This is a genomic window from Paenibacillus sp. FSL M7-0656 (assembly GCF_038003225.1).
GTDB classification, from domain to species: Bacteria; Bacillota; Bacilli; order Paenibacillales; family Paenibacillaceae; genus Paenibacillus; species Paenibacillus amylolyticus.
The window spans coordinates 2,688,830-2,713,630 of record NZ_JBBOOT010000001.1 but is presented as its reverse complement, the minus strand read 5'-3'; the positions used below and the strand labels follow the sequence as shown (position 1 = coordinate 2,713,630).

Here is a 24,801-nt window from a genome sequence, read left to right as displayed (position 1 = left end):
TATGGAATGAATATTACGGTGATTGGCACAGGGTATGTGGGTTTGGTATCGGGCGTATGTTTTTCGGAACTGGGAAATAACGTGATCTGTGTCGACAACAATGTGGAAAAAGTGAATATGTTAATGGACGGTCATGTTCCGATCTATGAACCGGGTCTGAAGGATATCATGAATGCCAATATGAAAGCAGGAAGGCTGTCCTTCACCACCAATATTCAGGATGCTATCAGTCGTTCGGATATCATCATTATCGCAGTGGGTACGCCATCCCTGCCTAATGGCGAAGCAAATCTGAGCTTTATTGAGCTTGTCGCGCGAGAAATAGGTTCTTATATGGATAATTATAAAATAATAATGACTAAAAGCACTGTTCCTGTCGGAACTAACGATCGTATTCAGGAATGGATCAGCAGTTTGACGAATCATCCATTCGACATGGCATCGGTACCGGAGTTCCTGCGAGAAGGTACCGCTGTCCAGGATACGCTCTATCCTGACCGGATAGTCATTGGGACACATAGTGAGCGGGCAGTCGCCACGTTGAAAGAGCTGCATCAGCCATTAACCGATCAGATTATTGTTACGGATATTCGCTCGGCCGAAATGATTAAATATGCATCCAACGCTTTCCTGGCAACCAAGATCTCATTTATCAACGAAATCTCTAACATCTGTGAAAAAGTAGGAGCAGATGTCAGTCGCGTTGCCGAAGGCATGGGCTATGACAGACGAATCGGTGCCTCCTTTCTCAAGGCAGGCATTGGTTACGGAGGTTCCTGTTTCCCTAAGGATACACAAGCTCTGATTCAAATTGCAGGTAATGTGGATTATGACTTCAAACTGCTGAAGTCCGTGGTGGAAGTGAACAAAGATCAACGCTTCAACATCATTCGTAAACTGGAAGATGCACTAGGCTCACTCGAAGGGAAGGAGATTGCCATCTGGGGGCTTGCTTTCAAACCAGATACCGATGACGTTCGTGATGCTCCGGCGATTGAGATCATTCAACGTTTGCTTGAGCAGGGAGCGGTGATTCGGGCATATGACCCCATCGCTACCGAGAACTTCCGCAAAGAGGTGGATTCCCCATCCATTACGTGGGAAGAGCGTGCCATGAAAGCGGCGGAAGGTGCTGATGCACTCTGTGTTCTGACGGAATGGAAAGAGTTCATGGAGGTTAATCTGACTGATTTGGCAGCGCATATGAATCAACCCATCCTGATTGATGGAAGAAACATCTACGGAGAAGATCAGATTAAAGATACGTCCTTTCAATACTACTCCGTTGGTCGTCCAGGTCTAACCAATATCGATGGAAGAAAAACGGCAGTCATCTGACGGAGGCCATAACATGAGACGCGGGATCAAAATAACATTAGGTGCCATTTCCCTTGTTGCAGTTGTCATGATTGGATATTCTGTGTATCTGTATTCGCATGTTAAATCAGCGGCGGATCAAATGTATGAACCCCGGGAACCCATCAAGCAGGTATCTATTGTAGACCAGCGGGGTGGGGGAGATTTCCCTGTGGACATGGAGAATGAAGAACCTTTTAATGCTTTGATTCTGGGTGTGGATGAACGTTCCAATGATCGGGGGCGCTCCGACACCATGATTGTATTAAGTGTTAATCCTGCGAAAAAATCCGCACTTATGTTTAACATTCCCCGAGATACCAGAACGAATATTGTTGGTCACGGCACGGAGGATAAGATCAACCATGCCTATGCTTTTGGGGGCGTTAACATGTCTGTGCAGACCGTGGAACAATTGCTCAACGTTCCCATACATTACTACATGAAAGTGAATATGGAGGGCTTTGCACAAGTCATCGACATGGTGGGTGGAGTGGATGTGAATAACCCGTTTGCATTTGACTATGAGGGTTACCGGTTCGAGCAAGGGAATATTCATCTGGATGGTGAAGCTGCTTTGGGATTTTCGCGGATGCGTTATGATGATCCGAAGGGAGATCTCGGGCGGAATGACCGCCAGCGGGAGATCATCAAACAAGTGCTGAAGAATACGGTTCAGGTATCCAACGTGTTGCAACTGGAGACGTTGCTGGACGAAGTCAGTGCTCACGTCAGAACCGACGTTACCTTTGATGAGATGAAGCAGATGTTCTCCAATTATCGTTCGGTACTGGATCATATTGAATCCGTTGAGATTAAAGGCACGGGCAAGAAAATAGACGGAGTGTATTACTATATCGTGGAACAATCGGAACGAGACAGGATACATCAGATGATTGAAGAACATTCAAAATGATCGGATAGGGCGGTGAACCAGATGCGTATCTCCAGGCTAATGAAATTGTCCCTGATTGTGCTACTAATGTATATGCTCATGATACCGGCAAGTACAAATTATGTTCAATCAGCTCAAAACTATCAATGGAATAATATACCTATTGGTGGTGGGGGGTACGTTACAGGGGTGGTTATTCATCCGACTGAGCCTGATCTGGTTTACGCTCGAACTGACGTTGGAGGAGTATATCGGTTGGATACAGCTTCAGGAGATTGGGTTCCACTACTGGATCATTTTGGAGATGAGGACAGCAATCTGTACGGCGTGGATGGAATTGCGCTGGATCAGCAAAACCCTAATGTCGTGTATATCGCTGCTGGGAAGTACGGGAACGTGGGGCCGAGTGATATTCTGAAATCCACAGATCGGGGAGAGACCTGGACTCGAACCGGACTTAATCTTCGGAATGAATCAAATGGAAATATCCATCGAGCCATGGGAGAGAGCATCGCGGTTAATCCCACGAACTCCAATTACCTGCATGTGGGTACACGATATGATGGATTGTACACTTCCAGTGATGGTGCAGCCACATGGAGCAAGGTATGGGATGTACCTAGCGGACTGTCCGGTGAGGGAATTCGGAGTGTAGCTTATGGATTGAATCCCGTGACGAAGCAAGGTCAAGTTGTGTATGCGGGGGTTCGCGGCATTGGTGTGTACAGCAAAGCACCAAGAAGCAATGGGCAGACCACTTGGCAACTTACCGGGAGAAGTCCCGAATATCCTGCACGTATGACTGTGGCGAAGAACGGGACGTTGTATGTGACCACGGATAATCAGGGGGTCTACAAGTTCAATGGTGTGCAGTGGACGAATATAACACCCAGCTCCAGTTACTCATCTTATTATGGAATCACGATTGATCCCAATAATGATAATCACATCCTGGCAGCCGTTCGAACAGGCGGAGATAATCTGCCACTGTATCGTTCCGTTAATGGCGGACAGAGTTGGACAACAGTGAGCAAAACGCTGGTATCCAAACCGTCCTGGTGGACACCCAACATGTTTTTCTCAGCCACATCCAGTATCAAGTTTGATCCGCATAATCCGGGCACCGTATACGCTACAGACTGGTTTGGCGTGTACAAGACGGAAAATATCAATGGTACCACTGGATTGACTGGTAATACAGCGAGTACTTGGGAAGCCATTACCGATGGTCATGAAGAAGTCGTCGCACTCACGGCATCCACACCACCTCAGGGTGTTTCATTTTTTAGTGGTTTAACGGATCAAGTCGGATTTAGACATGAAAATGTAACCGATGTTCCTCTTAACAAAATCCCGCTCGCAGGTATGCGAGAAATTGTGAGTATTGACTATCACGAGGCAAATCCGAATTACATGATATTTCTGGGAAGCAGTGACTGGTATGGTACCACCACACGTTTATTTGTCTCTTCCAATAACGGAGTTACAGTAACTCCAATGAATGTTCCGGCTGGCTCCAAACTGGGGAGGGTCGCCTATTCAGCCATTAATCCAAATGTAATTGTTTATTACCCCCAGACCGGTAATCCGGTCAGAAGCACGAATCGTGGTGCAACATGGCAAAATATGAATGGTGCCCCTTTTCAGGCCATCGGGGGGAATATGGTCTTTGCCTATAATCATCCACTGGCTGCGGATCGCATCAATGGATATAAATTTTATATGTATGCTGCTGGTTATCTGTATCGGTCTACGGATGCAGGTGCCAACTGGTCCAAAGCGAATACGGTTCGCCTTCCGATTAATACGGATATCAATACAAGCTTCATTAAAGTCGAGGCTGCACCTGGCGTGGCGAATAATGTATGGGTGAGTCTGGGAACCGATGGATTATATGCATCAACGAACTCGGGAAATACATTTTCCAAGATCCAGGGTGTGCAGAATTCCAAATTATTTGCCTTTGGTAAAGCTCAGCCCGGCAGATTGGTTCCGGCTGTCTATGTATATGGCAACGTAAATAACGTGAATGGATTCTTCCGTTCCGATGATATGGGGGTAACCTGGAACAATATAGGTCCTTTAGGTAATGGAATCGGGCTGGGCAATGAACCGCAAATTATGGCGGCAGACCGTCAAATCTATGGTCAGGTATATGTAGGTACAAATGGCAGAGGCATGTATGTTGGATCAATAGAATAACGAGAGAGATATGAAAGTGGTGAAGATTAAAATGATGGAGGAGGGCTCCGGGCGCACGAGACAAAAGCATGTACGAAGAACATACGGATTTCTCATTGCTCTGCTGTTGATTGTGATCTGGATTCTGGTTATCTGGTCCATGTCCACGCAATCCTCTCAACAGCAAGACATTCAGCCTTGGCTTCATAAATGGTCTCAAAAATTGCACATCGGTTTTACACTTCCTGATGTGCAATTCACTTACGGGGAGTATGAGTATTCGCTGAAGCAGCGGCCGTATGATTTTGCAGAGTTCGTCTTTCGCAAGAGTGCTCACTTATTTGTATACGCTGTGCTCGCCGTGCTTGTGTACGGCGGGCTGCGGTACAGAAGAACATCCCTTGTGACCAGTATCGTTTCTGCTCTGGTTGTAGTGTTTGTTATAGCCTCCATTGATGAGTATATTCAGCAGTTCAGCCCGGACCGGACAAGCTCGATACGTGATGTTGGAGTAGACTTGCTCGGCGGATGCTGTGGGATTGCCATATATGCAGGACTTCAGTCAATGATCCGAAGGATCAGAAAGGGAAAGCGTACTTCCATTCACAGCGAGTGATTTCCCAGGAAATTAGATGTATCGTTCAACTTCTACTTGTCTGCTATCCATCATAAGTATGGAGTAGGACAAGGAGGACTGGACATGCTGCGAAGAAGGAACCGGAATGCTTTGCTCAAAAAGATCGGCTTCATCGCGATCATTGTATTATTGCTGTGGTTGATTGCCAGAACCATTCCGTATCTGTTTCAGGCAGATACATCGGATGAAGCTGCTGCTGTTGCCGAAGAGTTTTACAAATATGAGCAGACGGGTGACTTTGGCAGTTCATGGGAACTCTTTAATCCCCTGATGAAAGAGCGGTTTCCCAAGAGTGCTTACGTACAGAACAGAGCACATATATTTATGCAGCACTTTGGCGTGGAAACGTTTGAGCTGGAGATGGAAAAGCCGGAGCGCGAGTTCGATGTAACCGTGATCGATGGCGTTAAGCCATTTTCTGAAGCCTACAGAATCCGGGTCACCCAGAAGTACTCAGGTACCTTTGGCCAATTCGATATTGTGCAGACCTGTTATCTGGTAGAGGATGGCGATGAGTGGACCTTACTTTGGTATTATCCAAATCAGAAAAACGAGGATACCCCGCAGGTCGACAATAGTGACTGATCAGGAAATAGTATTAACCCATACATTGAACCGAATTGTATCATTTACCTAACATGAGGCTCCATAAATGCGAGACTTTTGTCGCATTTTTGGAGCTTTTTTTGTGTTTTGCTTGTTTTTATAGCTTTAAAGCCTTGACATTAGTCACGGTGTCAAGTAAATTACGAGATAGATACAAAATGTATCAATTTTCAGCGTCTAACGACAAATAACAAGGACTTCTAAGCTCCTTGTGAGGGGAAGGAATATCATTGATCGAAACGGGCCGCTTTTACTGTGTCAGTTGTGGGATGATTGTGTCGGTCACTAGAAGCTCTGTCGAAATGAAGGAAGAGGGCAATGGAGGCAATCACGTATTTCGCACCGGATTCTACCGGAGTGAAATGCCGCTTGGATGCTGTGAAGCGTGTGTAGTTGAAGCGAAACGTCAGGGGAAATCCCAGTTTGCGGGACAATATACTAAAGATTATGATACACTATGTGCATATGAGAAACGGGCATGAATGATGTGCTCGTCCATGAAGGAGGGGATTGAATGCAGCAGGAGCCGGTCGTCCGGATTCAGGGCGTCAGCAAGATCATATCCTCCCGATCATTGGTCAGCGACCTGACTCTGGATATTTCTCCGGGGCAGGTTTTTGGTTTTTTAGGACCTAATGGCGCGGGAAAAACAACGACGATTCGAATGATGGTTGGACTGATGTCCATCAGTAAAGGTGATATTTTCATCTCGGGACACAGTGTGAAAAATGAATTTGAGCAGGCGGTAGCCCAGGTAGGAGCTATTGTGGAAAATCCGGAAATGTACAAGTTTCTGACCGGGTACCAAAATCTCGTTCACTTTGCCCGCATGTCGCCGGGAGTTACGAAGGAACGTATTGCGGAAACAATTGAGCGTGTGGGGCTCACAGCCCGTATTCACGATAAGGTCAAAACCTATTCACTTGGCATGCGCCAGCGTCTGGGGGTCGCGCAAGCGATATTACATAAACCGAAGCTGCTTGTACTGGATGAGCCGACCAATGGTTTGGACCCACAGGGTATACGGGAACTGAGAGATTATTTGCGTCAGCTCACCCAAGAGGAAGGCATTACGGTCTTTGTATCCAGTCATTTATTGTCGGAGATGGAGCTGATGTGTGATACCGTAGCCATCATCCAGAACGGCAAGTTGATTGATGTAAGAAACCTTCGGGCTGAAGCCGGTTCGGATGCATTAATCGAAGTTGCTTTTGAGCTGAATGATGCTGACCGCGCTGCGGATCTGATTCAGGGTGCTATCGTACAGGGCAATGTCCTGGTGGTGCGAGTGTCTCGTGAGCAGATTCCGGATATCAATGCCAAGCTAGTTAGCGAAGGGTTTCAGGTATACGGTATTCGTAACGTGACTCACACCCTGGAAGAACAATTTTTGCAAGTCACTGGGGGTGGAGGCATTGGGTAGTTTTGGTAATCTGATATTGAACGAGAATATGAAAATTTTCCGTCGTCCCCGTACCTGGATCATGTTATCGATTCTGGCGCTGATCTCGCTATTAATGCCAGTGTTACTGCGAGAAGGCATGGGGTCCAATGAAGTTTTGTACTGGGAAGCGGCTGTAACGACCATCCAGATTACGTTTTTCCTGAACACGATCTTTTGTGTCGTGATTGCAGCGGAATCGGTTGCGGGCGAATTTACCTGGGGAACCATTAAGCTGTTGCTGATCCGTCCATGGTCACGAAGCAAAGTTCTTGCTTCCAAATATCTGACCGTCGTTGGCTTCAGTATTGTCAGTACATTGCTGATCATCGCGATGGCCATGCTAACGTCTTATATCCTTTTCTCGCATGATGCTCCGGGAGGAAGCGGTAGTCCGGCTACGAATGCTCTGACGTTATGGGGATATTTGTACGTTGATCTGTTCATTACGCTTGCGATTGCCTTTATGGTGTCCTCCGTATTTCGTTCAGGTGCACTTGCGATTGGATTATCTCTGTTCATTATGTTCTCACAGAGTATCTTCTCACTCATATTCAATCCGGTCCGTTATGAGTGGGCCAAGTATGTTCTATTCAACAACATGGATCTTAGCAAATACATGACCTCCGGGGCAGATTTTGCGCTAATGGGTGGTCCAAGTGCAGGAATGACACTGGGTTTCTCCATTGCAGTTCTGGCGGTGTATTACGTTATTTTCATGGTGATTTCCTGGGTTGTATTCAGCAAAAGAGATGTGGCAGGCTAACGCCTGCTTCTTTTTTTTGCTCCAATGTTTGTTTTGGAAAGAAAATAAGTGTATATTCAGCATCGCCTGTGGCATGACTGTCATTTAAGGGTACTTAGTATCATAAGTAAATGACTAGATATACATATGAACGCCGCAGTCACTTTGGCAGAGCAGCGCATGGAGGGATCACGTTTCTTGATAAATAACAAGTTCTACCGCATATGTACAGCGATTATTCTGCTGCTGCTCATCGTGTATCTGGGGGAAAAAGTGAACTTTATTTTCAGCCCCCTGACCTCACTGATTCACATCATCATCATTCCGCTGCTGATTGCTGGTTTCTTCTATTATCTGCTGCGCCCGCTTGTCGATTATATGGAAAGGCATAAGATCAAACGTGCATTATCAGTTCTGATTATTTATGTCGTAATTGCACTAATACTTGCAGGTTTTAGTGTGCTTGTATGGCCTTCCCTGCGTGAACAATTGATGAATTTCCTAGAGAATGCTCCAGCGTTGGTTACTTCACTCAGCGATCAGTTGAATGCACTTGAAAAGAGCAATGTTGTATCCAGATACCTGCCTGATGATTCCAATCTATTCTCACGATTATCCGATGTTCTGAGTCAAGGGATCACTCAGGTAACCAATTATGTCTCCGGGTTATTCTCCGTGGTATCCAATCTGGTTATTATTCTGGCAACGTTCCCGATCATGTTGTATTACATGCTCAAGGAAGGCAGCAAGTTTGGAACGAATCTGACCTTATTGTTGCCAAGACATTATCGGAAGGATGGGGAAGAAACCGTCCATGAGATTGATGAAGCACTAAGTAACTATATTGTTGGCCGGGTTATTGTTAATGTAGCCTTGGGGATTCTGATGTACATCGGTTTTCTCTTTCTTGGGTTGCCATATGCACTTCTCTTGACGGTTGTATCCATTATTCTGAACTTCATCCCTTATGTGGGTGCTTTGCTGGCAGCTATTCCGGTTGTCATTGTTGCGTTTATCGAATCACCTTCGATGGCGATCTGGTCACTGGTCATCATTGTAATCGCACAGCAAATTCAGGATAACCTGATCTCACCGTATGTCTATGGCAAACAGCTCGATATTCATCCACTGACTACCGTTATCCTTTTGCTCGTGGGTGCTGACCTGGGAAATATCTTGGGTATGATCATCGTGATTCCCCTATATATGATTCTGAAAATTATAGTTCGCAAAATCCATTATCGGATTGTCGAAGATAAGACTGAAACTTAAATGGAATTTGAAATACAACGCTGTCATGTGCCACTACTAATGTTTGTTCTTGAATCACATCGATAAGCTCAACAGGATAAGCCGCATATCAATGGTGAAGGGTCGGGTAAGTTTGCCCTCGCCATTGGTAGGCGGCTTTTTTTCATACATATTGCTCACTCATGTTATACCTGTTATACTTGATATATAACAGACAACAAAAGAAGGTGAACCCTTGATTATTCAACTGGATATGCAATCCGAACTTCCCATCTATTCGCAACTTGTTTATCAAATTATTGAAGGTATTGCTAGTGGTGAGTTACAGCTAGGTGAGGCGTTACCTTCGGTTCGGAATTTGGCCGCAGATATCGGTGTTAACCTTCACACCGTCAACAAGGCTTATACACTACTCAAGCAAGATGGATACATTCTGGTTCATAGACAAAAGGGAGTTGTAGTGAACCCTGATGGAATGCCTGGTTTAACGGATGATTTTTTGAAAAAGCAGCAAAGAGAATTAAGACCGATTATTGCGGAAGCGATCTGTCGTGGAATGACTAAAGAAGAATTATCTGCAGTGTTAGACCAAATGTATGATGATGTGAAGATGGGTCACAACAAAGAATAATGGAATCAAGGGAGTGTGTTATGTATGCAGCTATTTAGTATATTACCTATCATTTTAATCTTTGCTCCATTAGCCTTACTTCTATCCTTTACACCATATCTGACAAGGGAAACCATTAGCTTTGGGGTTACGGTAAGTCAATATAATTATTACACACCCATCTTACGTAAGCTAAGAAGTACGTTTGCTACAGTAAGTCTGATCGGAAACGGGATGATTATACTTGTCTGTCTGTATTTTCTCCGATCTGCTAATGAAGATGCTACCGCAATGATTACCGGTGTTAGCACAATGATATTTATTGTGTACTGGGCAGCGCTACACATCTTATTTCATTTCAAGATGAAAAAGATAAAAGGAACACTTACAACTGTAGAAGCACCTCAAAGAGTTAAAATCGATACCACCTTCCGCCAAAATAAACTCACCTATTCCAACTATTGGTTTCTCATTCACATGGCTATTATTGTAGCCATTGCGATTATTTCGATCCTGAATTATAAGGCACTACCTAACGTCATCCCAATAAAATATGATCTTCAGGGCCATGTCACTTCCAGTGTGCCTAAAACTTACCTCTCGGTACTGGCTATTAATCTTGTGCAGCTAGGAATCATTGCACTTATGATATTGGTTAACTGGAGTATTAAATCAAGCAAACAACAGCTTACTACGTCTAATCCGGGCCAATTTGCTACTGAAAATATTCAATTCCGCCGTAAATGGTCCCTATTTACGCTTGTAACAGGCTTACTTCTTACCATCTTATTTGCCTTCATTCAGATCAATATGTTCGTCCCTAATCTGGTCTTGTTAACAGCTATTAGCTTCATCACTCCTGTGGTGATCGTGTTAGGTGTTGTATGGCTGTCTCTCACAGGCAGACAAGGCGGTGGGAAAATTCGTAATCAACAAGAGGATCATGAACGATCTAAGGAGCAGCCTGTGAATGACGATGATTATTGGAAGCTTGGGTTTATTTACTTCAATGCCAATGATCCTTCTTTAACCATAGAAAAGCGTTATGGAATAGGCTGGACAATTAACTTCGCTCGTCCACTATCTTGGGTCCTGTTGTTATTCATCATTGCTATTGTTGTTATAAGCATAGTCCTGAGCCAATAAATGCTCATAATGCTATGCATATAATAGATGATATTAATTATTAGGAGGAGTTATTACAATGAACAATTGGAAAAAGCTATTACTTTCTCTTACTTTCGTAGGTCTCATCCTTCCGGTGACATCCATCTCAGAAGCTGCTGAAAAATCCGCTGGTAGTGAAAATCTTGTTCCTATTCGTGAGATTGCAGAAAAGAATGGGGCAGAGGTATCTTGGCAACAAAAGACAGGAGAAATCACAATACGAAAAAGTGAGCTTACGATTGTAGTTAAGGTAGGAGAGAAACAGGCGATGGTGAATGGGCAAGCCATATCCTTAGACAATCCTGTTCAGTTAACGAAAGGAACTACCTATATGGATGGGGCATTTCTTTCCGAGACGCTGAAGGCAGCACCTGAGGATATATTCATTTCACTTATTAGTGAGGGCGATGGCAAGGAGGCTGCCAAGTATGTTCATACCTCTGTGAGTGGAGTGTTGTCACCCACGTTGTTGAGTCAGCTATGGGGAGCTTTAGAAGGACAAAATGGCAATATTACAAGTGAAGCCATAGCTAAGCATGTAGAAAATAATACAGTGCATCGCAATGTTACCTATACGTTCAAAACAGAGCTAACTCGTTTAAATATTACGGTCAGAATGAATCATAACGGACTTGTGGATGATTTGCATATTGCCGCCGCTACGCCAGATGTGTATCAAAAACCAAGCTACGACGACCCATCTACCTATACAGAACAAGACATTACGGTTGGTCAGGGTGATTTAGCTTTGCCAGGGACATTAACTTTGCCCAAGGGAGAGGGACCTTTCCCGGTTGTCATTCTGGTACACGGATCTGGGCCTAGCAATCAAGATGCTGCCATTGGTGGTGCAAAGCCGTTTCGCGATCTTGCGGTAGGTTTAGCTTCACAAGGAGTTGCTGTATTAAGATACGATAAAGTCACGTATGAGCATACCTATAAGGTGGCTTCACAGCCTAAATTCACATTAAAACAAGAGAGCGTAGATCAGGTAAACGATGCATTGGAATTGCTTAAAAAGAATGCACATATTGATTCTACAGCGATTTTTGTAGCTGGACATAGTCAAGGCGGGTTTGCAATGCCATTAATCATTGCTGAGGATAAACAACATGATATTGCAGGAAGTATTCTACTTGCTGCACCAAGTAGTAGCTTTGCGGATGTGCTTACCGAGCAGCAGGACGAATTAGTAGAGCGGATGAAGCAGCTTGGTTTAGACACGGATGTCATTCAAGGGCAAGCTGATTTTTATAAAAATGTGGCTGCGATGGTTAAAGATCCAAAATATTCTGTAGATCATCTTCCTGAGGCGTTTCCACTTCAACCTGCTTATTGGTGGTTTGAGCAGAGAGATTATGTGCCTGCGGAACTGGCTAAAACACAAAATACACCTATGCTTGTTATACAAGGCGAAAACGATGTGCAAGTGTCTATGAATCAATTCCAAACCTGGAAATCGTCTCTCCAAGGTCATTCCAATGTAACGTACAATAGCTATCCAAAGGTAAATCATCTTTTATCCAGCTATGATGGACTTTCGATCGGTCAAGAGTACGCTGAGCCATCTAATGTCTCCAAAGCCATTATCGATGATATTGCGAAGTGGGTATTAAAATCAAACTAAAAATGGGAGTTCCATTCTTGGGTTGAATGATAACTTGGAGAAGTGACGGATAGGGCGAGATATAAGTAAGAAGAGCACTTACCGATGTAGGCAAGTGCTCTTTTTTTACAAATTTGCTTTATTTAGCCAAATTAGGCCTTTTCTCGTCTTCTTCGGTGTAGTCAGACATGGTCAGTGGTTCCTTGGGAACAACGGCCACTTTGTAGAACCGATTTTTGTCTTTTTCCAGCAAAACAAAGATTAGATTCTCGAACTCATATTCTTCCTGTTCGTTCATCTCGGGACGATGGCTGTAGAGCCATCCACCAATGGTGTCCCACTCATCTGCATCCAGGCTGGACATAAACATGTCGTTCACCTTTGATAAGGAAACTTTGCCATCCATAATGACATAGTTCTCATTGATGACTTGAATATCTTCCACTTCGTCTGCGTCGAACTCGTCGCGAATCTCACCAACAATCTGCTCAAGCACATCCTCGATGGTTACAATTCCGGAAGTTCCTCCATATTCGTCGACAAGTACGGCGATATGTACGCCATCCTTCTGCATTTTCTTGAGCAAGTCCTTCACAGGAGTTGTTTCGTGAACAGCCGATACAGGCTGAATCAGGGAGGATAGATCAACAGGTTCATCGTTTCCGTAAAGTTCCAGGAAGAATTGTTTCGTATTAATGATACCGATGATATCGTCTTTACTCTCATTCACTACTGGAAAACGTGTATATTGTTCTTCACGAATGATCTCCAGGTTTTCCTCGTTTGTTCTATTCACATAAAGGCAGACCATATCGGTCCGGGGTACCATGATTTCTTTGGCTAACATCTCATCAAAAGCAAAGATCCGGCTTACATAACCGAATTCGGCTTGGTTGATTTTACCACTTTCAAAGCTTTCATTAATGATGATCTGCAACTCTTCTTCGGAGTGTGCATCTTCATGTTCAGAAGCAGGTTTGATTCCGAACAGTTTCACCAGTTGGTTCGCTGAGCCGTTTAACAGCCAGATAAAAGGATACATAATTCGGTTAAACCAGATGATAGGTGTAGATGTCAGCAGTGCAACAGTCTCGGCTTTCCGGATTGCAATCGTTTTTGGAGCGAGTTCACCAACCACAACATGCAGATACGTGATGGAAGCAAACGCGATTACAAACGATAAGAATGAAGAAACCGCCTCAGGAATTTGCAAGCTTTCAAACACAGGGTGGAGAATCTTCTCTACCGTTGGTTCACCCAGCCAGCCCAGTCCCAGAGATGTGATCGTGATTCCAAGCTGGCAGGCAGACAAATATCCGTCCAGATTGGCAACGGCTTGTTTAACAGCCAGCGCACGCTTGTTTCCTTCTGCAATCATTTGATCGATCCGGCTCGGACGAACCCGTACCAGAGCGAATTCCACTGCGACAAAAAACGCCGAAAGTCCTATCAAAAAAGCAACCAATACTAAATTTAACGCATACCTCTCACTTTCCATTCACTGCTCTTCTCCTTTAGGTAATAAGTTTTTAACGATTATTATATCTAATTTTACGTAAGAAGACCACCTCCAGACAAAGAAATGAGGAAGAGTCTGGAAGGTGGAATGAGCAGATTGGCGTCACAATGCGAATCTGTTCCATCATTAAACTGATATGTAGAAGGTAACACAGTCAGAATATACAATGAACGAAGTAGAAATTTGAATTTCCAGAATCAAGTATTCCGTCTGCTTATGTAAAGTTTTATCTAAGTAAACGTTACGAATAGGGGGTACATTGGGTATCTATGATTAGCTGTATACATAATCGTCAAAGATGTGTAGGTGAGAGAAAGGCAAGGTCATGAAGCTTGCCGCTTGAGGAGGAAGCCGAATGTTCTGGCTGGTCATTATATTACTCGTATTTATTTTCCAGGCAGCCACAATTCTTTTACTGGAATTTCGTAATCCGGCTAAAGCTGTGGCTTGGCTGTTTATTTTGTTCTGCGTGCCTTTGATCGGTTTTGTGGTGTACTATTTCGTGGCGCAGGACTATAACAAACGAAAAAAACTCCGCAAGGGTGGATCGCGCATCTTCCGTGAAATGAAGGAAACGATCTGGGAACAAGCCCACATCATTGGAGATGTCGAACAGATGCCTGGCGATCGTTTCAGCCACCAGCATCGATTGTTTAACCTGTTATCCCATCTGTCGGAGAGCCCGATTACAGGTTGTAACCACAGTACGGTGCTCACAAATGGTGAAGAGGCGTTTGCGGCAATGCTGAGGGAAATGGAAAAAGCAAAGCACCATCTGCATGTGGAATTTTACATTTTCCGTGATGATGTGATCAGTACGAAGTTTCAGGATGTCATGATTCGCAAGGCACAGGAGGGCGTGAAGGTTCGGTTTATTTGTGACGGTCTCGGCAGTCACAAGATGAGCTGGAGTTTTATCCGCAAACTGCAAGATGCAGGTGTGGAGTTTCATTATTTTCTACCGCCACTGATTGCAACGATTGACCGAAGAGTCAACTACCGGAATCACCGTAAAATTGTTGTTGTGGATGGACAGGTTGGCTTCGTGGGTGGCATTAATGTAGGCGATGATTACCTTGGACAATATCCAGAGGTGGGTTTCTGGCGGGATACACATGTGCAGATCGAGGGAGATGCCGTGTACTTCCTACAAAGTACGTTCCTGAACGACTGGAAATTAGCTTCCGGTGAGCGAATTACCGAACCCCAGCTTGCGGAATTATTTCCACCACATATCTGTAGCGGGGAAGAACGAATTCAGATTCTGGCCAGTGGGCCGGATCAGGACTGGGATGCCATTCAGGAAATGTGTTTTGGGGCCATTTCGGTAGCCTGTGAGCGGATTTATATTACCACACCTTATTTTATTCCTGATCCTGCCCTGTATGAGGCACTCAAAACAGCTGCTGTCAGTGGCGTTGATGTGAAAATTATCATTCCGTATCAATCCGATTCAAAGCTTGTTCATTTGGCATCCCTTTCATATGTAGAGGAACTTCTGCGAGCAGGTGTTGAGTTTTTCCAATATCGCAAAGGTTTTGTACATGCCAAAGTGATGATTGTGGATGAGTTGCTTGCAACGGTAGGCACGGCCAATATGGATATGCGCAGTTTTTTTTGCAATTTTGAGTTAACGGCTGTCCTGTTCGAGTCCTCTCCGATTCGTCGTTTGATCACTGACTTTGAACGTGATCTCGGGGAATGCAGTCAGATCGATGGGGAGGTATTTCAGAAGCGTTCACGACGGCAAAAAGGCGCAGAAATGCTTTCTCGGATGCTTTCACCGCTTCTTTAGCCGATTTAGGGCAGATTTCTGAAGATAAGTTCACTTTTTGTGAATTTATCTTCTTTTTGCTAAGTATTTTGCGCAAATTTGATCTTTTATGATATAATAGATATATAAATCATGTCTTGGCGAAGGAGGGGAGTCTGCGGGAAAACAGGCTCCCTTTTGCTCTCTTTTGAAAGTGCAAACCGGGATGAATAACATTTTGAATCCATTTTATATCGCCTTTAGATGCTTGCGCTGTATAGCCAGGGTACATATAGAACGCAGTTTGCTGTTCTCCATATGTAGATTCACCCTGAGTATTTAAATGATTTATAAAATGGATTCACACACTGATTTAACGGGGGGGATACCATGTCCAATGTAACGGTGAAAGAACTAACAGCCAAGCAAGCTGACCGCGGGGTCAAAAGCTCGGTGTTTACATTAAAGCTGCTGCAACGTATTGTGATGATTCTGATCGGTGCTGCACTAATGGCTGTATCGCTTGAAGTGTTTCTCGTACCGAATGGTGTTATTGATGGTGGGATTACGGGGATTTCAATTATGGTGTCAGAACTTACACATCTGCCACTCGGAGTGTTCCTGACCTTGCTTAACTTGCCTTTCCTGATTCTGGGTTACAAGCAGATTGGTAAAACATTTGCGTTATCCACGCTGCTGGGGATCGTGGTCATGTCCATCGGGACATCATTATTGCACCATGTGCCTGCATTAACACCAGGGGAGCCTTTGCTCGGAGCTGTATTTGGCGGATTGATCCTGGGTGTGGGTGTTGGACTTGTCATTCGGTCTGGCGGTTCACTGGATGGTACGGAGATTGTGGCGATCTTGCTTAGTGAGAAGTCACCTTTGTCTGTAGGACAGATCGTATTGTTCATTAACGTGTTTATTTTCGCAGGTGCAGGATTTGTATTCGGCTGGCCGAATGCCCTGTATTCCATGATTGCATATTATATTGCGATGAAGATGATTGATATTGTGAATGAAGGACTTGACCAGTCCAAATCGGTATGGATCATTAGTGAGAAATATCGTGATATCGGTTCAGCCCTGACAGACCGTCTTGGTCGTGGTGTAACTTTCCTGGATGGAGAGGGCGGATTCAGCGGGGACGAGAAAAAGATCATTTTTGTCGTGATTACCCGTTTAGAAGAAGCGAAGCTGAAGACCATCGTTGAAGATTGGGACCCGCAAGCCTTTGTGGCTATCGGTAACATTCATGACGTGAAGGGCGGACGTTTCAAGAAAAAAGGTATCCATTAGCGATTGATATATACATGAATGATAATAGCCGACACCCTTGTGATGAGGGAGTCGGCTATTTTTTCTTCAAATGTTTGAGAATGAGCTCTACCGGTTGGGGTTCAACAGCTGCGATTAAATCACCGGTTTGGTTCAAGCGTTCAATAATGTTCATCAGATGGTAATCCTGGATGGAGACGTTGCTTCTAACCTCATCCCAAGTAAGGGGTGTAGAGACAGTGGCGCCGGATTTGGCACGTGGTGTATAGGGAGCGGCAAGGGTCTTGCCTCCATAATGCTGGAGATAGTCAAAATAAATGCGGTCTCCACGGTCCTTTTTGAGTCGTTCCAGTGTGAACAGATCCGGGTGCTTCTGAGTGACATATTTGCCTACAAAATAACCAACCTCTCTCAATTCATCAAAGGTTACTCCCTGCACAATGGGAACGATGATTTGAACTCCTGTTGCGCCCGAAGTTTTGGGAATGGACCTCAGACCAAGGGAAGTCAGGGTTTCGCCAACGATGAGTGCAGCTTGCATGATCCGGGGTTCATGTTCCTGAGAGGGGTCCAGATCAATCATCCATTCACTGGGCAGATGGCTTCCCACAGTATGCAGAGAAGGATGAAATTCAAGTGCAGCCAGATTGCCAAGCCATAACAATTCGGGAAGTCCATTCATGACTACATAGCGGATGCCGTCGTGAACTTCAGTCCGCACATAATCTGGTACAGGCTCAGGGGCATTCTTTTGATAGAAAAATGTCCCTCCAGCGCCGTGGGGATACCTTATTGTGGTGAGAAGTCGATTGCTCGTATACGTGAGCAGATAAGGAGCCAGAGCGGCCAGCTTTTGCAGATAGATGGCTTTGGTGACACCTGCATCCGGCCATAAGAGCTTGTCCGGGTTGGTGACCGTCAGCTCTGTGCCTTCTATTATGATGGTTCCCTGGATCTTGGGGGCCATGTGGAACACCTCCTATGTGCTTAATGAATTATTGAAACATGGGCCGAAACACGAGTGCAGAGAACTCTTCATCATGGAAGAAGTTGGTTCGCCAGGCAATCCTCGCGGGTTACATCTGCGAAGGTCTGGATACTGGGATGGCGTAGAGTGTTATGATGAGTCAGCTCCATATATTGCACTTTGACTCCTATGCGCGGTTCCACCCAGGTGGTCTCTGCACTGCGCTCGGGTACATTATGGAAGGGTCTGTCCTGCCTGATCAGAGGCTCGACTTGATGTGTGAGTTCCCGCCACGTATTGGCGTTCAATTTGCCAGTCCCGACATGACCAATATAGACAAAATCAGGCCCATCATATACACCGACCGCGACGGCATTCACAATACCGCTCCGGTACGTGACTCCCCCGATCATGGCATATACGTCATGCATGATTTTGACCTTCTGCCAGCGCTGGTCCTTGCCCTGTATGCCATAACTGCTGGTGAGATCTTTGCAGACAATGCCTTCCATCTGATGTTGTCTCATGACCGTAAGCAGGGAAGCGGCATCAAGTGTATTGGTGACCTCCTGAACATGGGGAGCGGTGTTAAGCACCTCGTGCAACAGGCGCTGTCGATCTGCCAAAGGCTGATCCGTCACCCATTTCCCCTCATAGAACAGGATATCAAATACCATATATGTGACCGGAATCTGATGTATGGCTTGGGCGATACCTTCGGGTCTGCTCATCCGATCCCGCCGCAGAACGTGATAAAACGAAGGTTTTCCGGTATCCGGGTCCAGTGCAATAACTTCTCCATCCAGGATATAGGAGGAGCCTGAACACAGATTGCGTGGTGTTACCAGTTCGGGATACTGTGCGGTTCGATCATGTAATCTGCGATTCACCAGGCGCAGCTCATGCCCATCCTCATAGGCAAGCATGCGGACTCCATCCCACTTGACCTGGGCAATCCATTGCGGCCCTGTGGGCAAAGTATCTCTGGATATGGGTTCGAACGGAATCAGCGGTTTGAACATGGGGAACTCCTCTCTCGTACACCAATTAGCTCAGGTTAATTGGGAATTTTACTATATTTTTTGAAGCGGGACTTCATATGATGCACCAGAATGAGCAGTAATGGAAGTGCTATACCACAGGTCAGATCCCAATCAATCCAATAGGGAATAACGACCTTGAGATAAAAGTTCTCGTTTGGAGAGATTAGAATAGACATGGCGAGAATAAGCATGGCACCCGGCAGGATCAGAGAACGGTGACTGGACAAGCGAAACAGATGAGCGAGGCCCAGGACAAAACCGTAGAAGAACAGAGCGGCTTTGAAGAAAACTGCAATAATCCAGACCGATGCTATGAAAGCTTCGATGCGTTGCATAAAGTTTCCGATATTGATCTTCTGTGAAAGGTTGAATGAAGCGAACCAGTGATGCTGGGTCATCCATGGTCCCATGACGAGCAGACACATACTTAGCGTCAGTGTGAGTAACAATCCGCCAATCATCCCTGCTAACAGGATGTCCTTCTTCAGATGGGGTTCATTTTTAGTGTAGGGAAAAAACATCATGAAGATGCATAGCTCACAGTAGGGATAGGTGAGTACAGCAACAAAACCTTTGAATGGATCAAGAAACCCTTGTGCCAGCACAGGTTGGATGTTGGCCAAACGTACATGGGGGATTAGACACACCGTCAGAATAAGCAGAAACAACACGATCAGAGGAAGAAAGACCTCAGCAGTTTTACCAATGCTCTCCAGACCCGACAGAAGCCCCCAGACAAGCGCACACATAAAAACCAAATGCAGAATCAGTAATGGAGATTCCGGCAAGATCTGAGTAGACATAAAATCGCCAATCTCCCTAATGAACGTTGAGGTACTGATCAGGAAATAAAAGAGATAAAAAGAGCCAAACAAGGTTCCGATCCAGGGTCCCAGTGTTCGAAGAGCATTTTGAATCAGATTTAACCGGGGATGCAGTTTGTAGGCAACTAGCATAATGAAGAGTATTCCCAAGCCCCCTGCGACTCCCAATAAGGCTGATAACCAGGCATCCTGATGAGCGTAGGATGTGATCATGGAAGGGAAGACCAGAATCTGCTCCCCAATGGTGCACAGGAACATGAGTGAAGCGAGCTGTCTAACTGTCAAACGTCCCTTTTCGATCATGAGGTATCTCCTTAACATATCTTGTCTATGTATTGGTTAGAATGCACCAATTGTGCCAGTTTTATAAAAGCCAACTCAAAAAGCCCGGGTAACTGATCTCTCTGGGATGTAGAGAAATCAGTTACCCGGGCTTATTAAAATGAGGTTAAGCAAACATATTGTAACGCCTAAACAAAATCAGTTCGCAGTTGTCAGACGTATACGAATATTTTGTGGGTCTACCGTAAACCAGGTACCCTCCACTTGGGTAACGACTGCACCGGATTGACGCAATTGCTCAAGTGCCTGATCCAATTGTTCCTGTGTGGCGTACACAATGGTGAAGTAGTCAATTCCTGTAGCGTTATCTGGATTAACAGGTGCGTTCACTCCCGCCCAGATATTAAGTCCCAGATGATGATGATAGCCACCTGCGGATACAAATAGTGCTGACATGTTGGCGAAGTTACCCACGATATCAAAACCGAGTATGCCAGTGTAATAGTTGCGAGCTTCTTCCAGGCTGCGGACGTGGAAATGTACATGACCAATAACGGTGCCAGTAGGCAGACCCTGCCAAGGTTCATTCTCCGAGATGGCAAACAGGCTTTCCACATCAACAGGATCACTTGCCATCACGTAGTTATTGTCGCTATCCCGTTTCCAGGTATCACGTGCACGGTCCGCATAGATCTCAATCCCGTTCTGATCGGGATCGGAGATATAGAAGGCTTCGCTGACTAAGTGATCGCCTTGGCCGATATCGATACCGGATGCAGCCAGATTACGAAGAGCAAGACCCAGGGACTTGCGGTCAGGCAGCAGGATGGCGAAATGATACAAGCCAGCGTGTGAGCGTTCCGGCAGGGTAATTCCATCCGTGAGCTCTTCCAATCGCAGCAGGGACTGTTTTCCGTCGGCTGTCAACGTGGCCACTTTGCCACTACGCTTCAGTAATTTTAATCCAACCACTTCGGTATAGAACTTAATTGAACGGTCTAGGTTCATAATTCGCAGACTCACTTCACCCAGATGGGTTGTGGCAGGGATTTGATATGTTGTATTCATGATTGTTTCCTCCTGATAATAGATAATATGGGGGCTCGTTTAATTGTGTATATGCGTTGAAAACGGATTATTTAATTGCATACTGTTGAAGCCGAATTACAGTGTGACTGTATATTCATAAATAAGTTACTTTTCATAAGTTAATATAAAATATAAATCAGCTTTCGTCAATCGTATTTTGCGATTATAACTGTAGTTTTATTGACAAGAACTGCTTCAATAGTTCTGTAAAACAAAAAAATCCGACTGTAAAGCCGGACTTGAGTTGAACGCATTACACACGCATATAACGATATCGGTCTTGCCTTAGCGACATTCAAACTTTTGGTTTGGGTGTCGCCTTTTTTCTTTTGGCTGGTGCAGCAGGTGTATCGGATTCTCCTCCGGCAACCGCTTGAGCAGGCGTTTTTCGCGGTGCACGTTTCTTAGGCTTGGCCGTTGTTGTCCCAGGGTCAGCCGGAATAGGCTTCACGGCCTCGATACTTGCCTGCAAGGCAGCCATCAAATCCATCACATTAGCTTCAGGTTTGGCTGGAGCAATTTTGATTTCCTCGCCCGCCACTTTGTGCTGGATAAGGTCCAGTAGTTTGCTGCGATAGTCATCGGTGTATTTACCGGGTTCAAAAGGCGTGGACAATTGATCAATCAGCAACTTTGCCATCGTGAGTTCCTTTTCATTCACGTTCTGCACTTCCGGCAAGTTGGGCACCTGGGAGACAGGACGAATCTCGTCCGGATAGAAAATCGTCTCCATGGAGAGGCAATCTTCCAGCACACGTATTGCAGCCAGACTGCTTTTCGAGCGAATGGAGATTTTGGCGATGCCAATTTTGCCGGTATCCCGCATGGCGTTCATCAAGAGCTGGTAGGCATTTCCACCAGCCTGATCGGGCGATAGGTAATATGTTTTCTGGAAATAGATCGGATCAATCTCAGTCAAGTCGACAAAATCCAGTATGGTAATGGTTTTGCTGGTGGAATCATTTAACGCTTCCAATTCATCTTTCTCGAAGAGTACAAACTTTCCTTTTTCATATTCATAACCTTTGGTGATCTCTTCCCACTTCACGTCCACTTCACAGGAGGGACATTGACGAACATAAGCGAGCGGGCTGCCGCAGACTTTATGGATATAGCGCATCGAGATGTCTTTGTCTTCGGTAGCCGAGAACATTTTGACAGGGACATGCACAAGGCCAAAACTGATTGCGCCTTTCCAGACGGTATGCATAGATCGGCTCCTTTCAAAAGGTTGTTCAAAAATTTCCGCTTTTGATTACGAATCTCCGGACTTTTTGAACACGGATTTATATTTAATAGTATGGGCATCTGGCGCGAGGGATAATCGTCTTGTAGACGAACGAATTCGTATGGTTCGGCGAGACTCGGGGATGATAACAGAAACATGCTTCGGATTCCAACAGGAAGATGAGCATGGGATAAGTAAAGTAGTTATTCTCGCAGCACATATGCCGGGAGGTGCACTATTGAAGAACAGACGTGATGAGGAAGAAGCACACAAGCATGCATTTTCTCCGTATCCTCTTGCCAAAGCCGAAAGTGCTGAAGAATTCTATACACCTGCTACAGCTGTAAACTGGGAAGCGGTCACTTCAGAAGAATTGCCCCTTGATCGGGAGTCGTTCATGCTCGACATTGACCGGATGGTGAATGAAGGGTTAGGCGGGGGACAGGTTACGGAAGATAACGGTTATATTGGTGAAAGTACAACAGATAGCATGGTTCGAGAATCACATGATGATCCGGAAGGGGAGTATGAATAAGATGATGGATGCAAAGCGCGCCAAAGCGATCTATGATTCGAAGGATACCATTGCCGTTACGCTGGAGGGAGATCCAGTCTGGATCGAGAATGTGGATGAAGCCAATGGTATGGCAACCGTTCAGGTTGGCAGCAGACCGGGAAATACCCAGACGGTTCGTGTGGATCGCTTGGAGGAGTAGATACAAGTAGCATATCGTTATAGAGGAATTAGAGAATGAATAAACGCAGAAATATATGCATAACACGGCCGGTACCGAGAGGTGCCGGTTTTTGGTTTTTCCTAATAGGAGTCTGAAACTTCGAAGGAAGCAAGTTTTGAGACACGTCTAATAATGCATGTTATATTTCCGCTTGCCTCCTTGGATGTTGCGGGGGAAGAAAGGGACCGATATAATAAGGTTCAAAGTGAACTCAGGCGGCTGGACCGCCAAAGGTGGGGCGAATATTGAATCAGACGCACGAGCAGTGGGTGTATCAATCCCATGGCATTGCAGATACAGAAGCACTCGCTTCCGCACTCGCCAGACAGGCAAACGCCGGCATGGTGATTGCTTTGGATGGTGATCTGGGCGCGGGAAAAACGGCATTTTCACAGAAATTTGCTTGGCATTTGGGTGTACGTGATGTGGTAAGCAGTCCCACATTCACGCTAATCAAGGAGTACGAAGGGCGTTTGCCTTTATATCACATGGATGTATATCGCATATCGCTGGAAGAAGCGGATGAGCTTGGACTTGATGAATACTTCTATGGAGCCGGAGTCAGTCTGGTGGAGTGGTCGAGTATCATTCCCGAATTGCTGCCGCAAGAGCATTTGCATGTGCAGATTGAAACAACGGGCCTGGAGGATCGAACGATTACACTGGATGGGTACGGCGAGACTTATGCAGCCATGTGCCGACAGTTCAGACAGAATGGGGTCAAATGATGATGGAAGATTTACAAAAAGAGCCGCGTCAGCGGTTTTTGGCGTTGGATACATCGACCGCAGTGATGGCAGCTGCGATGATGGAAGATCATGCGCTTCTGGAAGAACGCAATGAACGGGCTGAGCGTAACCATTCGGTACACGTCGTACCGGTGATGGAGCAGCTGCTGGCCGCCAGCAACACACAGCCTGGCCAACTGGACGGCATTGCCGTTGGCGTTGGCCCAGGCTCGTACACGGGCATCCGCATTGCGGTGACCGCGGCGAAGACACTGGCCTGGGCGTGGGACATCCCCGTAGCCGGGGTGTCCAGCCTTCAGGCCATCGCCTGGGGCGGCTGGCACAGCGGCCTTGCCGCCAAGGCGGAAGCTGCGGCAGAGGATGCCGCAGCAGGGGCTGGCGGAACGCCATCCGCGGACCAGGGCAGCACAGGTGCTGCCCCTGTCCACTGGATCGTTCCGCTTGTGGATGCACGGCGCGGTCAAGCGTGCACCGCGCTGTTTGCCTCCGCCGGGAGCGATGCGCCCCGGCGTCTGGCGCCTGATGCCATCCGCAAGATGGACGGATGGCTGGAAGCCCTCGCCGCCCGCATGGCGGAGGCGGCGCCGGAAGAGCGGCCCGCAGCCGTCTGGATCGTCGGCGAGACGGGCCCTCATGCTGGGGCAGCGGCGGAGCTTCGCTGCCCCGCAGGAACGGCGCTCCAGCTCGTACCTTATGAGCTGGAAGGCCGCTGGGTTGGGCGCCTTGGCGCCGCCGCGCTGCTTGCAGGTCAGCGTGATGACGTGCATGCGCTGGTGCCGAACTACACCCAGCTGTCTGAAGCAGAAGCCAATCTGCTGCGCAAAGGCTAAAGGG

At 46.0% G+C, this 24,801-nt stretch carries 24 protein-coding genes; 18 read left to right on the top strand and 6 right to left on the bottom strand.

What is annotated here, in order from left to right; genetic code table 11:
- The first annotated feature begins 6 nt into the window (after window positions 1–6).
- The 12 genes from MHI01_RS12085 (at window position 7) to MHI01_RS12030 (ending at window position 12,516) form a co-directional block, all read left to right on the top strand.
- Window positions 7–1,338: a UDP-glucose dehydrogenase family protein gene (locus MHI01_RS12085; RefSeq protein ID WP_036611311.1), complete on the top strand. Its 1,332-nt coding sequence runs from the start codon at window positions 7–9 to the stop codon at window positions 1,336–1,338.
- 13 nt (window positions 1,339–1,351) lie between these two features.
- Entirely contained in the window at window positions 1,352–2,272 is a 921-nt protein-coding gene (locus tag MHI01_RS12080) for an LCP family glycopolymer transferase (protein WP_036668922.1), read from the top strand.
- A gap of 21 nt (window positions 2,273–2,293) precedes the next feature.
- Entirely contained in the window at window positions 2,294–4,453 is a 2,160-nt protein-coding gene (locus tag MHI01_RS12075; RefSeq protein ID WP_340983205.1) for a WD40/YVTN/BNR-like repeat-containing protein, read from the top strand.
- A 10-nt stretch (window positions 4,454–4,463) separates the two neighbouring features.
- Window positions 4,464–5,048: a VanZ family protein gene (locus tag MHI01_RS12070; RefSeq protein ID WP_340983204.1), complete on the top strand. Its 585-nt coding sequence runs from the start codon at window positions 4,464–4,466 to the stop codon at window positions 5,046–5,048.
- Window positions 5,049–5,132: 84 nt separating this feature from the next.
- Window positions 5,133–5,654, top strand: coding sequence for a hypothetical protein (locus MHI01_RS12065; RefSeq protein WP_340983203.1), 522 nt, complete (start codon window positions 5,133–5,135; stop codon window positions 5,652–5,654).
- 296 nt (window positions 5,655–5,950) lie between these two features.
- On the top strand, window positions 5,951–6,157 hold the full coding sequence (locus MHI01_RS12060; RefSeq protein WP_152683015.1) for a hypothetical protein: 207 nt from the start codon (window positions 5,951–5,953) through the stop codon (window positions 6,155–6,157).
- Window positions 6,158–6,189: 32 nt separating this feature from the next.
- A complete protein-coding gene (locus MHI01_RS12055) occupies window positions 6,190–7,098 on the top strand; it encodes an ABC transporter ATP-binding protein (RefSeq protein WP_036668930.1) in 909 nt (302 codons plus the stop codon).
- Entirely contained in the window at window positions 7,091–7,882 is a 792-nt protein-coding gene (locus tag MHI01_RS12050; RefSeq protein ID WP_036611300.1) for an ABC transporter permease, read from the top strand. Before MHI01_RS12055 ends, MHI01_RS12050 begins: the two co-directional genes overlap by 8 nt.
- 177 nt (window positions 7,883–8,059) lie before the next feature.
- On the top strand, window positions 8,060–9,133 hold the full coding sequence (locus MHI01_RS12045; RefSeq protein WP_340983202.1) for an AI-2E family transporter: 1,074 nt from the start codon (window positions 8,060–8,062) through the stop codon (window positions 9,131–9,133).
- A 214-nt stretch (window positions 9,134–9,347) separates the two neighbouring features.
- Window positions 9,348–9,743 (top strand): GntR family transcriptional regulator, encoded by a 396-nt coding sequence (locus MHI01_RS12040; RefSeq protein ID WP_036611299.1) that lies wholly within the window; start codon window positions 9,348–9,350, stop codon window positions 9,741–9,743.
- 24 nt (window positions 9,744–9,767) lie between these two features.
- A complete protein-coding gene (locus MHI01_RS12035; protein ID WP_340983201.1) occupies window positions 9,768–10,868 on the top strand; it encodes a DUF1648 domain-containing protein in 1,101 nt (366 codons plus the stop codon).
- A 58-nt stretch (window positions 10,869–10,926) separates the two neighbouring features.
- Window positions 10,927–12,516 carry an alpha/beta hydrolase family protein gene (locus tag MHI01_RS12030; protein ID WP_338707994.1) on the top strand — a complete coding sequence of 530 codons (1,590 nt, stop codon included), beginning with the start codon at window positions 10,927–10,929 and terminating at the stop codon, window positions 12,514–12,516.
- A gap of 118 nt (window positions 12,517–12,634) precedes the next feature.
- Here MHI01_RS12030 and MHI01_RS12025 read toward each other — a convergent pair whose 3' ends face one another.
- Window positions 12,635–13,993, bottom strand: coding sequence for a hemolysin family protein (locus tag MHI01_RS12025; protein WP_282319109.1), 1,359 nt, complete (start codon window positions 13,991–13,993; stop codon window positions 12,635–12,637).
- Window positions 13,994–14,369: 376 nt separating this feature from the next.
- Here MHI01_RS12025 and cls point away from each other — a divergent pair, with 376 nt between their 5' ends.
- Together cls and MHI01_RS12015 are read left to right on the top strand one after the other, a co-directional pair.
- Window positions 14,370–15,809 carry a cardiolipin synthase gene (cls, locus tag MHI01_RS12020; RefSeq protein WP_036668941.1) on the top strand — a complete coding sequence of 480 codons (1,440 nt, stop codon included), beginning with the start codon at window positions 14,370–14,372 and terminating at the stop codon, window positions 15,807–15,809.
- Window positions 15,810–16,157: 348 nt separating this feature from the next.
- Window positions 16,158–17,069, top strand: a complete 912-nt coding sequence (locus MHI01_RS12015) for a YitT family protein (RefSeq protein ID WP_036668942.1) — start codon at window positions 16,158–16,160, stop codon at window positions 17,067–17,069.
- A 55-nt stretch (window positions 17,070–17,124) separates the two neighbouring features.
- On the opposite strand, the gene ligD is transcribed toward MHI01_RS12015, so the two are convergent.
- The 5 genes from ligD to ku form a co-directional block, all read right to left on the bottom strand.
- On the bottom strand, window positions 17,125–18,015 hold the full coding sequence (gene ligD, locus MHI01_RS12010; RefSeq protein ID WP_340983200.1) for a non-homologous end-joining DNA ligase: 891 nt from the start codon (window positions 18,013–18,015) through the stop codon (window positions 17,125–17,127).
- 71 nt (window positions 18,016–18,086) lie between these two features.
- Window positions 18,087–19,037, bottom strand: coding sequence for an ATP-dependent DNA ligase (locus MHI01_RS12005; protein ID WP_340983199.1), 951 nt, complete (start codon window positions 19,035–19,037; stop codon window positions 18,087–18,089).
- Between the two features lie 35 nt (window positions 19,038–19,072).
- The gene (locus MHI01_RS12000; RefSeq protein ID WP_340983198.1) at window positions 19,073–20,185 is read right to left on the bottom strand and encodes a GerAB/ArcD/ProY family transporter; all 1,113 of its coding nucleotides are present in this window, start codon (window positions 20,183–20,185) and stop codon (window positions 19,073–19,075) included.
- A 177-nt stretch (window positions 20,186–20,362) separates the two neighbouring features.
- Window positions 20,363–21,232 (bottom strand): VOC family protein, encoded by an 870-nt coding sequence (locus tag MHI01_RS11995; RefSeq protein WP_036668950.1) that lies wholly within the window; start codon window positions 21,230–21,232, stop codon window positions 20,363–20,365.
- Window positions 21,233–21,548: 316 nt separating this feature from the next.
- Window positions 21,549–22,463, bottom strand: coding sequence for a non-homologous end joining protein Ku (ku, locus tag MHI01_RS11990; protein WP_017690092.1), 915 nt, complete (start codon window positions 22,461–22,463; stop codon window positions 21,549–21,551).
- A gap of 160 nt (window positions 22,464–22,623) precedes the next feature.
- Here ku and MHI01_RS11985 point away from each other — a divergent pair, with 160 nt between their 5' ends.
- The 4 genes from MHI01_RS11985 (at window position 22,624) to tsaB (ending at window position 24,797) form a co-directional block, all read left to right on the top strand.
- A complete protein-coding gene (locus MHI01_RS11985; protein ID WP_218034884.1) occupies window positions 22,624–23,016 on the top strand; it encodes a hypothetical protein in 393 nt (130 codons plus the stop codon).
- 4 nt (window positions 23,017–23,020) lie between these two features.
- Window positions 23,021–23,197 (top strand): H-type small acid-soluble spore protein, encoded by a 177-nt coding sequence (locus MHI01_RS11980; protein ID WP_026081228.1) that lies wholly within the window; start codon window positions 23,021–23,023, stop codon window positions 23,195–23,197.
- A 266-nt stretch (window positions 23,198–23,463) separates the two neighbouring features.
- Entirely contained in the window at window positions 23,464–23,946 is a 483-nt protein-coding gene (gene tsaE, locus MHI01_RS11975; protein ID WP_017690089.1) for a tRNA (adenosine(37)-N6)-threonylcarbamoyltransferase complex ATPase subunit type 1 TsaE, read from the top strand.
- 2 nt (window positions 23,947–23,948) lie between these two features.
- Window positions 23,949–24,797 (top strand): tRNA (adenosine(37)-N6)-threonylcarbamoyltransferase complex dimerization subunit type 1 TsaB, encoded by an 849-nt coding sequence (gene tsaB, locus MHI01_RS11970; protein ID WP_445744923.1) that lies wholly within the window; start codon window positions 23,949–23,951, stop codon window positions 24,795–24,797.
- Window positions 24,798–24,801 lie beyond the last annotated feature (4 nt).